The following is a 13,959-nucleotide window of genomic DNA, read 5'->3' as shown; positions in this document are numbered from 1 at the left end:
GAAGATTATACCACATTGTGTACTATATTATATTGAAACTAGAATAGTACACATCTGATTCTAAAACATTGTTAGAAATCGATTTGACTGTCCTGATTGATTTGTCCTATTCTTATTTCATTTTACTATATTTTTGGTTCGCGGGAAGTCTACTAAGATACTTAAAGATGCAGATAGTGAAAATAAAGGTGTAGACATTACCGTAAAAAAGTGATATAATTGTATGATGTTCAAGGTATAGGTGTTAATCATGAGTAGACGTTTTAAAAAATCACGTTCACAGAAAGTGAAGCGAAGTGTTAATATCGTTTTGCTGACTATTTATTTATTGTTAATTTGTTTTTTATTGTTCTTAATCTTTAAGTACAATATCCTTGCTTTTAGATATCTTAACCTAGTGGTAACTGCGTTAGTCCTACTAGTTGCCTTGGTAGGGCTACTCTTGATTATCTATAAAAAAGCTGAAAAGTTTACTATTTTTCTGTTGCTGTTCTCTATCCTTGTCAGCTCAGTGTCGCTCTTTGCAGTACAGCAGTTTGTTGGACTGACCAATCGTTTAAATGCGACTTCTAATTACTCAGAATATTCAATCAGTGTCGCTGTTTTAGCAGATAGTAAGATCGAAAATGTTACGCAACTGACGAGTGTGACAGCACCGACTGGGACTGATAATGAAAATATTCAAAAACTACTAGCTGATATCAAGTCAAGTCAGAATACCGATTTGACGGTCAACCAGAGTTCGTCTTACTTGGCAGCTTACAAGAGTTTGATTGCAGGGGAGACTAAGGCCATTGTCCTAAATAGTGTCTTTGAAAATATCATCGAGTCAGAGTATCCAGACTACGCATCGAAGATAAAAAAGATTTATACCAAGGGATTCACTAAAAAAGTAGAGGCTCCTAAGACGTCTAAGAATCAGTCTTTCAATATCTATGTTAGTGGAATTGACACCTATGGTCCTATTAGTTCGGTGTCGCGATCAGATGTCAATATCCTAATGACTGTCAATCGAGATACCAAGAAAATCCTCTTGACCACAACGCCACGTGATGCCTATGTACCAATCGCAGATAGTGGAAATAATCAAAAAGATAAATTAACCCATGCGGGCATTTATGGAGTTGATTCGTCCATTCACACCTTAGAAAATCTCTATGGAGTGGATATCAATTACTATGTGCGATTGAACTTCACTTCTTTCTTGAAAATGATTGACTTATTGGGAGGGGTAGATGTTCATAATGATCAAGAGTTTTCAGCTCTACATGGGAAGTTCCATTTCCCAGTAGGGAATGTCCATCTAGACTCTGAGCAAGCTTTAGGTTTTGTACGTGAACGCTACTCACTAACCGATGGAGACCGTGACCGTGGTCGCAACCAACAAAAGGTCATTGTAGCAATTATTCAGAAGTTAACTTCTACAGAGGTTTTGAAAAACTATAGTAGTATTCTTCAAGGATTGCAGGATTCTCTTCAAACAAATATACCGATTGAGACTATGATAGATTTAGTGAATACTCAGTTGGAAAGTGGAGGGAATTATAAAGTAAATTCTCAAGATTTAAAAGGGACAGGTCGGATGGATCTTCCTTCTTATGCAATGCCAGACAGTAACCTCTATGTGATGGAAATAGATGATAGTAGTTTAACTGTAGTTAAAGCAGCTATACAGGATGTGATGGAGGGTAGATAAAATGATAGACATCCATTCGCACATCGTCTTTGATGTAGATGATGGTCCCAAGTCAAGAGAGGAAAGCAAGGCTCTCTTGGCAGAATCCTACAGGCAGGGGGTGAGAACCATTGTCTCTACCTCTCACCGTCGCAAGGGCATGTTTGAAACTCCGGAAGAGAAGATAGCAGAAAACTTTCTTCAGGTTCGGGAAATTGCAAAAGAAGTAGCAGATGATTTAGTCATTGCTTATGGCGCAGAGATATACTATACTCTGGATGCTCTAGAAAAGCTAGAAAAAAAAGAAATTCCTACCCTTAATGATAGTCGTTATGCCTTGATTGAGTTTAGCATGCATACTTCCTATCGTCAGATTCATACGGGATTGAGCAATATTTTGATGTTGGGAATCACGCCAGTAATTGCTCATATTGAACGTTATGATGCTTTAGAGAATAACGAAAAACGTGTTCGTGAACTGATTGATATGGGGTGCTATACTCAGATAAATAGTTATCATGTTTCAAAACCTAAGTTCTTTGGTGAAAAATATAAATTCATGAAAAAGAGAGCTCGGTATTTTTTGGAACGTGATTTAGTTCATGTAGTTGCAAGTGACATGCACAATTTAGACAGTAGACCTCCATATATGCAACAGGCATATGATATCATTGCTAAGAAATATGGAGCGAAAAAAGCGAAAGAACTTTTTGTAGATAATCCCAGAAAAATTATAATGGATCAATTAATTTAGGAGAAAATATGAAGGAACAAAACACTTTGGAAATCGATGTATTGCAACTATTCAGAGCTTTATGGAAAAGAAAGTTGGTCATTTTATTAGTGGCAATTATAACTTCTTCAGTTGCTTTTGCCTACAGTACTTTTGTTATCAAACCTGAGTTTACTAGTACGACTCGGATTTATGTAGTTAACCGTAATCAGGGAGAGAAGCCTGGTTTAACCAATCAAGACTTGCAGGCAGGAGCATACTTGGTTAAAGACTATCGTGAAATTGTCCTATCGCAGGATGTTTTGGAGGAAGTTATTTCTGATTTGAAACTAGATTTGATGCCAAAAGGTTTGGCTAATAAAATTAAAGTAACAGTACCAGTTGATACCCGTATTGTCTCTGTTTCAGTTAGTGATCGAGTTCCTGAAGAGGCAAGCCGTATCGCTAACTCTTTAAGAGAAGTAGCTGCTCAAAAAATTATCAGTATTACTCGTGTTTCTGATGTGACAACACTGGAGGAGGCAAGACCGGCGATATCACCGTCTTCGCCAAATATTAAACGCAATACACTAATTGGTTTTTTGGCAGGGGTGATTGGAACTAGTGTTATAGTTCTTCTTCTTGAACTTTTGGACACTCGTGTGAAACGTCCGGAAGATATCGAAAATGCACTGCAGATGACACTTTTGGGAGTTGTACCAAACTTGGGTAAGTTGAAATAGGAGAGAGAGATGCCGACATTAGAAATAGCACAAAAAAAACTGGAGTTCATTAAGAAGGCAGAAGAATATTACAATACCTTGTGTACAAATATACAGTTGAGCGGAGATAAACTAAAAGTAATTTCCGTTACTTCTGTTAATCCGGGGGAAGGAAAAACAACTACTTCCGTAAATATAGCAATGTCATTTGCGCGTGCAGGCTATAAAACTCTTTTGTTCGATGGCGATATTCGAAATTCAGTTATGTCAGGATTTTTTAAATCTCGTGAAAAAATTACAGGGCTAACAGAATTTTTATCTGGGACAGCTGATTTATCTCACGGTTTATGTGATACAAATATTGAAAATTTATTTGTAGTTCAATCGGGATCTGTATCACCAAACCCTACAGCCTTGTTACAAAGTAAAAATTTTAATGATATGATTGAAACATTGCGTAAATATTTTGATTATATCATTGTTGATACACCACCTATTGGAATTGTTATTGATGCGGCAATTATCACTCAAAAGTGTGATGCGTCCATCTTGATAACAGCAACAGGTGAGGCGAATAAACGTGATGTCCAAAAAGCGAAACAACAATTAGAACAAACAGGGAAACTGTTCCTGGGAGTTGTTTTAAATAAATTGGATATCTCGGTTGATAAGTATGGAGTTTACGGTCGTAAATAGTTTGTAAGTTCTATATGTGTATAGAATTTTAAAGTGTCACAATTTGGAAACAATTACTTATAGAAAATTACTATTTTTAAAATGATAGTTGTAAAGGATAATGGAGTAGCGGTTAATTATATTTTAGGAAGATTATTTTGATGAATTTACAAAAGAAAAAAATTATGTTAATAACTAATCATGACGATGATATCTATTGTTTTCGAAAAGAAGTTATAGAGTCACTAGTTGAGTATGGGTATGAAGTGCTAGTGTCATGTCCTTATGGAGATAAGATAGAGTTGATGAAGTCTATTCAATTTGAGTATGAAGATATTACTATTGATAGAAGAGGAATAAACCCTTTAAAAGATATTCGTCTATTTCTTAGTTATATAAGATTATTGAGAAAATATAGACCGGATGTAGTCTTGACATATACCGTGAAACCAAATGTATATGCTAGCCTAGCTGCAACAATTTTAGGAATAAAATATATAAATAACGTAACAGGTTTAGGTAGTGTCTTAACAATGGGTTCTTGTGTAAGAAGCCTGGTGTTATTACTGTTTAGAATTTCTTTTAGGAAATCAAATTGTGTTTTTTTTCAAAATGAATATAATATGAAAATGTTAAAAACTCTTGGCTTGATTTTGGGTGACTCTAAGCTGATACCTGGGTCAGGAGTGAACATTGAAAAGTATCCTGTGCAACAGTATCCAAATGGTGGAAATGGAATTCAAGGAGAAACAATCGTTTTTAATTTTATTGGTAGGATATTAAAAGAAAAAGGTATAGATACTTATCTGGCTGCTGCCCAAATTATTAAGAGTCGATATCCCAAAACAGAGTTTAATATTATTGGCTTTATAGAACCGACAGAGAGTAATTATGAACTTAAAATTTGTGACTTAGAAAAAAAAGGAATCGTTTATTATTTGGGACAACAAAAAGATGTGATACCTCATATTACCCGTTCCCATGCAATTATCCATCCCAGTGTGTATGGTGAAGGAATGAGCAATGTATTACTAGAAAACGCTAGTTCAGGACGTGTTTTAATTACGACAGATAATCCAGGTTGCAAAGAAATTGTTAAAGATAGAGAGACAGGCTATATATTTCAAGGGGGAAATGTTGAGGAACTAGTCTCTATATTGGAAGTTTTTTTAGGTCTAGAAAATGAAAAACGAAAAGAGATGGGACTTCAAGGGAGAATGTATATAGAGCAATATTTTTCTCGTCAAATTATTATAGATGCTTATTTAGATAAAATAAAAGGAGCTTTAGATGAATAGGATTATAAAAAATATTGTTGGTTTACTTCGTGCAAATATTTGCTTGATATTATTAAAAGTGTGTCGAAACAAGGATCTTACTTTTCATTATTTTTTAAAATTTGGAAAGAATGTAACTGTCGAACAGGAATCTAATGCTAAATTAATCTTAGGAAAAAAGATTAGAGTAAACGCCGGGGGAGTATTGAAAGTTAGAAAAGGAGCAAAACTCAAGATTTCTGATGATGTATTTTTGAGTAATAATTGTATGATAGCTTGTCGTAAATACATAGATATTAAATCTGGAGTAAAATGTGGTCCTGGAGTACTTATATATGATCATGACTATGATGTTAGTGTTCCAGGTGGATTGAAAGCAAAAAAATTTAAGACGGCCCCAGTTATGATTGGAGAAAATGTTTGGATTGGAGCTAACAGCATTGTCTTGAAGGGAGTGAGTATTGGTGAGAATAGTGTGGTTGCAGCAGGAAGTGTTGTAACAAAGGATATTCCAGCTGATACTATATTTATTCAGAAACGTTTATCAAGGGAGATGAAATTATGAAAGTATTTATAGCGACTGAATTTAGATGTACAATCTATAAAAATGAAATATATTTAAAACCGAAAGCTTATTTTATTTATGAGCGCTATGCTAAAGCATTTGGAGAGATTGTACTATGTAGTCGTTATGAGAAGGTGGAATCATACCCTGAAGGATATCATAAAGCGAACTTTATTAATAAATTTATCCCTATAGAAGGTCTACATCAGGTTCTATTTGGTCAAAATAAAAATAAGATTATTGAAGGAATGATTGATAGCGACTTAATAGTTGTTCGTATTCCGTCTATAATTGGATCAAAAACTGCAGACTACGCATTGAAGATAGGTAAGCCGTATCTGACAGAAATAATGGGGGATGCTTGGGATTCTTACTGGTATCATAGTTTAAAGGGAAAATTATTAGCTCCATATATATACGCCAAAACTAAATCAATTGTAAAAAACGCTAATTATTGCATATACGTGACAGAAAAATATTTACAAGATAGATATCCTAATATTAAATCTAATATCGTTGCTTCAAATGTTAATATTACCTCTGTAGAGAATAGATCTTTGAAGAGCCGTCTTTATAAGTTGAAAAAATTTAATCCTCAAAAAATTTCAATAATGACAACAGCATCTGTGAATGTACGAGCCAAGGGCCATAGATTTGTATTGGAAGCAATGAAGAGATTAGAAATACAAGGTATTTTGTTGGATTATTATTTAGCAGGTGATGGTGATCAAAGTTTCTTAAAAAAGAAAGCAGAGGAATTGGGAGTAGCGAATAGAATCCATTTTTTAGGGGAATTGACTACATCACAAATTTATGAGTATTTGGATAAAGTTGATTTATATATACAACCAAGTTTACAAGAAGGGTTACCTCGTGCGGTAATTGAAGCTATGAGCCGTGCTTGCCCTTGTATAGGGTCTAATAAAGCAGGAATTCCAGAGTTGCTGGGGCCACATTGTCTATTTACTCCATCCTCTTCACAAGCGATTGCGGGATCTATTATAGATTTTATTAGTATGGATAAGGAAAAGATGGTGATAAAACAGTTTGAATTCTCAAAAAAATTTCTTTCGAGTGTATTAAATAAACGCAGAAGTGACTATTTTGCTCAAATTAGAAGAGAATTAAATAATTCTGATGGTTTAGATTAAAATGCGATGGAAAATCCGTTTCGATATATTAAATATGCTATAAAAACTGACTACATAGCCAATCAAATTTTTGAATACGCATTACGTTTAAATTATTAGTTAAAGGAAAAAAGTAAATGAAGTTTAGTCTACAATCAAATGATATAAAAAATAAAATAATACTTCTAGTAGGTGTAGTTTTTTCAGGGACTTTAATTTTATGCAGTGAAAATAATGATGTTACAATTCCATTATTTTCAATGATTTTTTTAAGTTTTATGGCAATGATAATTGTGAAATTTAATATTTTTCATCCCTATGTGTGGTATAGTAGCTTCTTTACTATTTATTCTATTTCTTACCCGCTACTCTATAGAATGGAGTATATAAACTATGGTTATACAAAAGATTTGATTTTCATGCAATGGCTGGCTTTGGCAACTTTGTTGTTAACTCTACCTTCTAAAGCCATTGTGTTAAGCGAAAGGAAAATAAACCTAAATAACAATAACTATTTATTATTTCTCAATAATATGAATACGTTTATCACAACAGTAGCAATTATATATCTATTAGGAAGTGGTTTTAGAAATAAAGGGGAAATATATTCAGGTGCCAATATTGTGATAATGTTAGTATTTTCTTTGGTTTATTTTATGATTCTCATTCATACATATCAGCTATTTATACAGTTGAGTACTAAAAAATGGAGACTACTAAATTGTAATACTAACACAGCGATAGTTATCTGTCTCTTCTCTATCGTTACAGGGGAAAGAGATTATATGTTTACTTTATTCATCCTTGATGTGATTATATTATTTTACTTTCACAAAATAAAACGTTTTTATCTTGTAATGTTAGTTCCGCTTGCGGCACTACTGATTCCGTTATCTGCAGTTTTTAAATATACTTTATTAAGTGGGCAAGTTTCATCTATAAATACAAATAATATTTGGTTTGATTTGCTAGATGGTGAGTTTGTATCAGCTAGTCGTAATTTACAGATTCTGATATTACATAATATGGGCAATTATTTCGAAGGTCGTTCTTTTTTTAATGACATAGTAAGAATTTTTTATAATACGGGGTATTCTAATCAAACTTGGTTTATGGACACCTTTTTTCCAAACGTACATTCAACCAAATATGGTTTTACTCTTGTGGGAGAGGGATATGTGAATGGAGGATACTTTGGAATTGTAATGATTTTTATGCTAACAGGCTTTTTGATGAGATTTCTTTATATAAACGCTCAAAGAAATATATACGGGATGCTGATATATCTGTATATGATACCTATTTTTATTTATTCTACTCGTGCTGATTTTGCTAACATATTATCTCCATTACTTAAATATGCTATATTGGGAACATTGGTTATTGTTTTTATCAATAGAATGGTGTTGATATCACCATTGGATGAAATGGGTGGTGAGTAGTTTATTTAAAAAGGTGGGGTATACTTTTTGATACTATAGTGGTTTGAAGTTGGAGTAGTACAATGCAGCTTCTAAAGAATTTTTATAAATTACTTTAAATTCCCTAATCGTTTTGTTCATATTCTATTTCAATATACTATAATTTTAAATTTACTGTTATAAAATTTAACATACGGAGAAAATAAGTGAGACTATCTAAGAAATATTGGTTTGCTTTAACGAGTAAATTTTTGTTAATCTTATTAACACTTTTATCCTCAATTATAATTAATAGGGGATTAGGTGTTGAAAAAAAAGGAGATTATGCCTATGTAATGAACTTAGTAGAAATTTTTTATATTTTAGGTGGAGTTGGTTTAGGTCAGGCTTACTCGACCTTTAAAAGGAATCATTCTAATGAGTATCAGAATAAATTTGTTTTTTTAACTTTTATTCAAGGATTATTGTTTGGAATAATAGGTTTAATAATAGTTTTAGCTGATGTTCCGATAGATTATGGTGGGGTAATAATAGTTTTGTCCAGTCTATCTATTATGAGAACAAATCTTACTATGATTGCAGTAATAGAAAATAGTATAAAGAGGAATAAGATTGTATTAGGAGTAAGCGTAGTATATTCCGTTATGCTAGTATTGTTGTTACTATTTCATTTAGTTTCTATAGAGATGGTATTTTTGGTATATGCTATTAATGAATTTTTACGTATCATTTTATTTTTATACTATTACAATATGTTCCCAGTTTTTGAACATATTAGTATTAAAGAATTTTTCACTATATATAAGTTTGGATTTCTTTCTATGATTCTTACTCTATTAATTACATTTAATTATAGTATTGATATCATAATGTTGAAGCAAATGTCTAGTAGTTATAATGTAGGTATATACAGTGTCGCAGTTACGTTTTCTAATATGTTTTTGATGGTTCCAGACTCATTTAAAGAGATTTTATTTGGTGATTCGGCTAAAAGAACTTTTGAGAAAAATAAAGCAATAAATGCAATAAAAGTATCATTTCTATTTATGATTTTATTAATTATTGGATTTCTTTCTTTTGGAGAATTTGCGATTACGCTCCTTTATGGTTCCAGTTATATAAAGGCATTTCCTATAACATTAGTCATTTTTTTAGGAAGCTTATCGATGATTTTCTTTAAAATTTTACAACCAATTTATATATCTCAGGGTAAACAGAGTGTAGCTATAAAAATTTTATCTGTGTCGGCTTTGATAAATATAAGTTTAAACTGGTACTTAATTCCTAACTACCAAATTACAGGAGCTGCGATAGCATCAGCAATCTCTTATACTGTATGTGGTTTGTTTTTTATTATAGATTATCTTAGAAATTGATTATAATAGTTGTTAAAGAATGTGTATTAGTGGATGAAAATATAAAAATAACAAGAGGTATTATGATATGAGAGGAAAAACAATTCTAATTACAGGAGTAGCTGGTTTTATTGGATCAAATCTGGTTAGGAAATTATTGGAATTAGAAGGAACGATGACAATCATTGGTTTGGACAATTTGAATGATTACTATGATATTGCACTTAAAGATTATCGATTGCTTCAACTTAATAAGCTAATTCAGGATTATCCAGAAAAAAACTGGATATTTATCAAGGGTGATATTGCAGATAAAATGCTTATTAATAAGATTTTTAAGAGTTATCATCCTCAGATTGTTGTTAATCTAGCTGCCCAGGCAGGAGTACGCTACTCCATTACAAATCCAGATGTATATATAGAAAGTAATATCGTTGGCTTTCATAATGTGTTGGAAGCTTGTCGTCATTCGTATGAGATATATGATGGTGGTGTGGAACACTTAGTTTATGCATCGTCCTCATCGGTATATGGTGGAAATAAAAAAATCCCGTTTGCAACAGAAGATAAGGTAGACAATCCTATTTCACTATATGCTGCGACTAAAAAAACAAATGAACTTCAAGCGTATGCTTATTCAAAGATTTACAATATTCCTTCGACAGGCTTACGCTTTTTTACAGTTTATGGTCCTGCTGGGCGCCCAGATATGGCCTATTTTGGATTTACAGATAAATTGCGAAGTGGTTCCGATATTGAGATTTATAATCATGGTAATTGTAAACGAGATTTTACTTATATAGATGATATCGTTGAGGGGATAGTAAGGGTCATGCAATCAGCTCCGAAGAAACTAGTGGGATCTGATAATTTACCGTTAGCCCCATATAAAGTGTACAATATTGGGAATAGTAAACCCGAAAATTTGTTAGATTTTGTGGATGTTCTTCAACAGGAGCTAATCAAGGCAGGAGTTTTGCCGGAAAATTATGATTTTGATAGTCATAAAAAATTAGTTCCTATGCAACCAGGCGATGTTCCTGTTACTTATGCAGATACAAGTGATTTAGAGAGAGATTTTGGTTTTAAACCAAAAACTTCTTTACGAGAAGGTTTGAGAAAGTTTGCAGAGTGGTATAAAGACTACTATAATGTATAACGAGAGTGTTTTGAGAAAGGAAAAAATTATGAAAATAGCAGTAGCAGGTACAGGATATGTTGGATTATCTATTGCAATCTTACTGGCTCAACATCATCAAGTTGTTGCCGTAGATATCATTCCTGAGAAAGTTGAGTTAATCAATAAAAAGAAGTCCCCTATCCAAGACGATTATATAGAAAAATATCTCGCGGAAAAAGAATTGAATCTCGTAGCTACATTGAATGCAGAGGAAGCATATGAGAATGCGGATTTTATAGTTATTGCGGCTCCAACTAATTATGATCCGAAAAAAAATTTTTTCGATACATCTTCAGTCGAGGCTGTCATTGAAGCAGTTATGAAATATAATCCTGATGCAATTATAATAATTAAAAGTACTGTTCCTGTTGGATATACAAAGTCAGTACGGAGGAAATTTCTTACAGACAATATTATGTTTAGTCCTGAGTTTTTACGGGAGTCAAAAGCGTTATATGATAACCTATATCCGAGTCGAATTATTATAGGTACAGATAAAGATGATAAAGATTTGGTAAAGTCTGCTGAAATTTTTGTAAAAATGCTTCAGGAAGGTGCAGTGAAAGAAAATATTGAAACATTGTATATGGATTTTACAGAAGCTGAAGCAGTAAAACTTTTTGCTAATACCTATCTTGCCCTCCGGGTTTCCTATTTTAACGAGTTAGATACTTATTCTGAGATGAAAGGACTAGATACTCAAGCGATTATTGATGGAGTTTGTTTAGATCCGAGAATAGGTTCTCACTACAATAATCCTTCTTTTGGTTATGGGGGTTACTGTCTTCCTAAAGATACCAAGCAACTTCTTGCAAATTATTCTGACGTTCCACAAGAAATGATAACAGCTATAGTACAAAGTAATCGGACAAGAAAAGATTATATTGCAGATCGTATTTTAGATCTTGCTGGATCTTATGTAGGCAATGATTTCTATAAACCAGATAAAGAAAAAGAGATTGTTGTAGGAATTTATCGTTTAACAATGAAAAGTAATTCAGATAATTTTAGACAATCTTCTATTCAAGGTATTATGAAGCGTTTGAAAGCAAAAGGTGTTACTATTATTATTTACGAACCAACTCTTGAAAGTGGTACTACTTTCTATGGTAGTCAAGTAGTTAATGATTTTGAAATATTTAAGAAATCTAGTCAAGTGATTGTTGCAAATCGTTTTGATGAGACTTTAGAAGATGTGAGGGGTAAAGTTTATACTAGGGATATTTTTAAGAGAGATTAAATCAATTTGTATATTTCTAGTCCCTAATAATCTATATCATTTGAATGATAGAATAGTTAAAAACTAGCTGGAGGATAGCGACAACTCATCTAAAACAATAAAGATATTTCTATATTCTCGCTCGCACTTAGTGAAGTAAATATACTTCTTTTGTCAGTAGAGATTGACTTAATAGGATATAGTTGCATATATTCCTTCGAAGTGAGGTGCTGATAATGGCAGTAATTTTTAAAAATGTGCTTATTGAAGAGAAGACTGAAGAAGAAAAACAACATATTCTATCTATTCTAAATGGTGAGTATGACTTATCTGATGATGTAAGTTGTAGATTACGACGACTGAATGAGGAAAGTAAACGCTTGGAAGTGTTTGTTAAGGAGACGAACTCACTTGTCTAGTTCGTATTCTGTTAATGAATTGAAATCAATAAGTATCTCATTGTCATTTTTTAACTATGAGGAAGTTAGAGATTTCTAATAGCTCTCCAGTTACTATGTAATTTAGCATTGAAAAACTAAGAAATGGTGAAATTATGCCTTTTACACAGTTATTTAAAACATCCTTAGGAATTGATTTTTAATTGTATGCAAACAAAGTAGAATTCGCTTATTTCATTTCATGCTAAATGTAATATGAAGTAAGTGAATTTTTAGGCTCTTTGTCAACTGTAGTGGGTTGAAGTCAGCTAAGCTCGAGAAAGGACAAATTTCGTCCTTTCTTTTTTGATGTTCAGAGCGATGAAAATCCGTTTTTTGAAGTTTTCAAAGTTTCGAAAACCAAAGGCATTGCGCTTGATAAGTTTGATGAGATTATTGGTCGCTTCCAGTTTGGCGTTAGAATAGTGTAGTTGAAGGGCGTTGACAATCTTTTCTTTATCTTTGAGGAAGGTTTTAAAGACAGTCTGAAAAATAGGATGAACCTGCTTAAGATTGTCCTCAATAAGTCCGAAAAATTTCTCTGGTTCCTTATTCTGGAAATGAAAAAGCAAGAGCTGATAGAGTTGATAGTGGTGTTTCAAGTCTTCCGAATAACTCAAAAGCTTGTTTAAAATCTCTTTATTGGTTCAATGCATACGAAAAGTAGGACGATAAAAATGTTTATCACTCAGTTTACGACTATCCTATTGAATGAGTTTCCAGTAGCGCTTGATAGCCTTGTATTCATGGGATTTTCGATGAAACTGATTTATGATTTGAACACGCACACGACTCATAGCACGGCTAAGATGTTGTACAATGTGAAAGCGATCCAACACGATTTTAGCATTCGGGAGTGAAACAGTCTGGGAGACTGTTTCAGCCTGAGCCTAGAAATTTGAAAGCGAAACTGTTTAGCCAAGTCATAGTAAGGGCTAAACATATCCATAGTAATGATTTTGACGCGACATCGGACAACTCTATCGTAGCGAAGAAAGTGATTTCGAATGATAGCTTGTGTTCTACCCTCAAGAACAGTGATGATATTGAGATTGTTAAAATCTTGCGCAATGAAGCTCATCTTTCCCTTTGTAAAAGCATACTCATCCCAAGACATAATCTCAGGAAGACAAGAAAAATCATGTTTAAAGTGAAAATCATTGAGCTTACGAATAACAGTTGAAGTTGAGATGGAAAGCTGATGGGCAATATCAGTCATAGAAATCTTTTCAATTAACTTTTGAGCAATCTTTTGGTTGATGATACGAGGGATTTGGTGATTCTTCTTGACGATAGAAGTTTCAGCGACCATCATTTTTGAACAGTGATAGCACTTGAATCGACGCTTTCTAAGGAGAATTCTAGTAGGCATACCAGTCGTTTCAAGATAAGGGATCTTAGACGGTTTTTGAAAGTCATATTTCTTCATTAGACTTCCACAATCAGGGCAAGATGGAGCCTCATAATCCAGCTTAGCGATAATTTCTTTGTGGGTATCCATATTGATGATATCTAGAATCTTGATGTTTGGGTCTTTAATATCGAGCAGTTTTGTGATAAAATGTAATTGTTCCATATGAATCTTTCTAAT

At 32.9% G+C, this 13,959-nt stretch carries 12 protein-coding genes and 1 pseudogene; 12 read left to right on the top strand and 1 reads right to left on the bottom strand.

Going from position 1 to position 13,959, the window contains the following annotated elements:
* The first annotated feature begins 250 nt into the window (after positions 1 to 250).
* The 12 genes from cpsA to AT689_RS00695 all read left to right on the top strand — a co-directional run bounded on the left by cpsA (position 251) and on the right by AT689_RS00695 (position 12,350).
* Complete coding sequence (gene cpsA, locus AT689_RS00750) at positions 251 to 1,696, top strand: LCP family glycopolymer transferase CpsA (protein WP_000091069.1); 1,446 nt, start codon at positions 251 to 253, stop codon at positions 1,694 to 1,696.
* 1 nt (position 1,697) lies between these two features.
* Positions 1,698 to 2,429 carry a capsular polysaccharide biosynthesis protein Cps4B gene (gene cps4B, locus AT689_RS00745; protein WP_000565348.1) on the top strand — a complete coding sequence of 244 codons (732 nt, stop codon included), beginning with the start codon at positions 1,698 to 1,700 and terminating at the stop codon, positions 2,427 to 2,429.
* An 8-nt stretch (positions 2,430 to 2,437) separates the two neighbouring features.
* Positions 2,438 to 3,130 (top strand): capsular polysaccharide biosynthesis protein CpsC, encoded by a 693-nt coding sequence (gene cpsC, locus AT689_RS00740; protein WP_000664173.1) that lies wholly within the window; start codon positions 2,438 to 2,440, stop codon positions 3,128 to 3,130.
* A 9-nt stretch (positions 3,131 to 3,139) separates the two neighbouring features.
* Complete coding sequence (gene cpsD, locus AT689_RS00735) at positions 3,140 to 3,805, top strand: polysaccharide biosynthesis tyrosine autokinase CpsD (RefSeq protein WP_001142516.1); 666 nt, start codon at positions 3,140 to 3,142, stop codon at positions 3,803 to 3,805.
* A gap of 140 nt (positions 3,806 to 3,945) precedes the next feature.
* On the top strand, positions 3,946 to 5,082 hold the full coding sequence (locus AT689_RS00730) for a glycosyltransferase family 4 protein (protein ID WP_001053205.1): 1,137 nt from the start codon (positions 3,946 to 3,948) through the stop codon (positions 5,080 to 5,082).
* Positions 5,075 to 5,626, top strand: a complete 552-nt coding sequence (locus tag AT689_RS00725; protein ID WP_001079795.1) for an acyltransferase — start codon at positions 5,075 to 5,077, stop codon at positions 5,624 to 5,626. Before AT689_RS00730 ends, AT689_RS00725 begins: the two co-directional genes overlap by 8 nt.
* Positions 5,623 to 6,777 carry a glycosyltransferase gene (locus AT689_RS00720; protein ID WP_000862350.1) on the top strand — a complete coding sequence of 385 codons (1,155 nt, stop codon included), beginning with the start codon at positions 5,623 to 5,625 and terminating at the stop codon, positions 6,775 to 6,777. The genes AT689_RS00725 and AT689_RS00720 overlap by 4 nt, the downstream gene beginning before the upstream one ends.
* 116 nt (positions 6,778 to 6,893) lie before the next feature.
* Positions 6,894 to 8,198: an O-antigen polymerase gene (locus AT689_RS00715; protein ID WP_000672721.1), complete on the top strand. Its 1,305-nt coding sequence runs from the start codon at positions 6,894 to 6,896 to the stop codon at positions 8,196 to 8,198.
* Between the two features lie 185 nt (positions 8,199 to 8,383).
* Positions 8,384 to 9,553 (top strand): oligosaccharide flippase family protein, encoded by a 1,170-nt coding sequence (locus AT689_RS00710; protein ID WP_001818726.1) that lies wholly within the window; start codon positions 8,384 to 8,386, stop codon positions 9,551 to 9,553.
* A gap of 67 nt (positions 9,554 to 9,620) precedes the next feature.
* Positions 9,621 to 10,691, top strand: a complete 1,071-nt coding sequence (gene gla / locus AT689_RS00705; protein WP_001214397.1) for a UDP-glucuronate 4-epimerase Gla — start codon at positions 9,621 to 9,623, stop codon at positions 10,689 to 10,691.
* Between the two features lie 28 nt (positions 10,692 to 10,719).
* The gene (locus AT689_RS00700; RefSeq protein WP_000685088.1) at positions 10,720 to 11,952 is read left to right on the top strand and encodes a nucleotide sugar dehydrogenase; all 1,233 of its coding nucleotides are present in this window, start codon (positions 10,720 to 10,722) and stop codon (positions 11,950 to 11,952) included.
* A 215-nt stretch (positions 11,953 to 12,167) separates the two neighbouring features.
* Positions 12,168 to 12,350 (top strand): hypothetical protein, encoded by a 183-nt coding sequence (locus AT689_RS00695; protein WP_000268343.1) that lies wholly within the window; start codon positions 12,168 to 12,170, stop codon positions 12,348 to 12,350.
* A 287-nt stretch (positions 12,351 to 12,637) separates the two neighbouring features.
* Here AT689_RS00695 and AT689_RS11250 read toward each other — a convergent pair.
* A pseudogene (locus AT689_RS11250) lies at positions 12,638 to 13,944 on the bottom strand (transposase).
* Positions 13,945 to 13,959 lie beyond the last annotated feature (15 nt).

The sequence above is a fragment of the Streptococcus pneumoniae genome, from assembly GCF_001457635.1.
Lineage (GTDB): Bacteria > Bacillota > Bacilli > Lactobacillales > Streptococcaceae > Streptococcus > Streptococcus pneumoniae.
The sequence above is the reverse complement of the archived record's forward strand: the minus strand, read 5'-3'. Positions and strand labels throughout refer to the sequence as shown.

Coding starts and splice junctions, on each gene's coding strand:
- cpsA (WP_000091069.1), top strand. CDS start 251: ATGAGTAGACGTTTTAAAAAATCACGTTCACAGAAAGTGAAGCGAAGT.
- AT689_RS00730 (WP_001053205.1), top strand. CDS start 3,946: ATGAATTTACAAAAGAAAAAAATTATGTTAATAACTAATCATGACGAT.
- AT689_RS00715 (WP_000672721.1), top strand. CDS start 6,894: ATGAAGTTTAGTCTACAATCAAATGATATAAAAAATAAAATAATACTT.
- cps4B (WP_000565348.1), top strand. CDS start 1,698: ATGATAGACATCCATTCGCACATCGTCTTTGATGTAGATGATGGTCCC.
- AT689_RS00725 (WP_001079795.1), top strand. CDS start 5,075: ATGAATAGGATTATAAAAAATATTGTTGGTTTACTTCGTGCAAATATT.
- gla (WP_001214397.1), top strand. CDS start 9,621: ATGAGAGGAAAAACAATTCTAATTACAGGAGTAGCTGGTTTTATTGGA.
- AT689_RS00695 (WP_000268343.1), top strand. CDS start 12,168: ATGGCAGTAATTTTTAAAAATGTGCTTATTGAAGAGAAGACTGAAGAA.
- cpsD (WP_001142516.1), top strand. CDS start 3,140: ATGCCGACATTAGAAATAGCACAAAAAAAACTGGAGTTCATTAAGAAG.
- AT689_RS00700 (WP_000685088.1), top strand. CDS start 10,720: ATGAAAATAGCAGTAGCAGGTACAGGATATGTTGGATTATCTATTGCA.
- cpsC (WP_000664173.1), top strand. CDS start 2,438: ATGAAGGAACAAAACACTTTGGAAATCGATGTATTGCAACTATTCAGA.
- AT689_RS00720 (WP_000862350.1), top strand. CDS start 5,623: ATGAAAGTATTTATAGCGACTGAATTTAGATGTACAATCTATAAAAAT.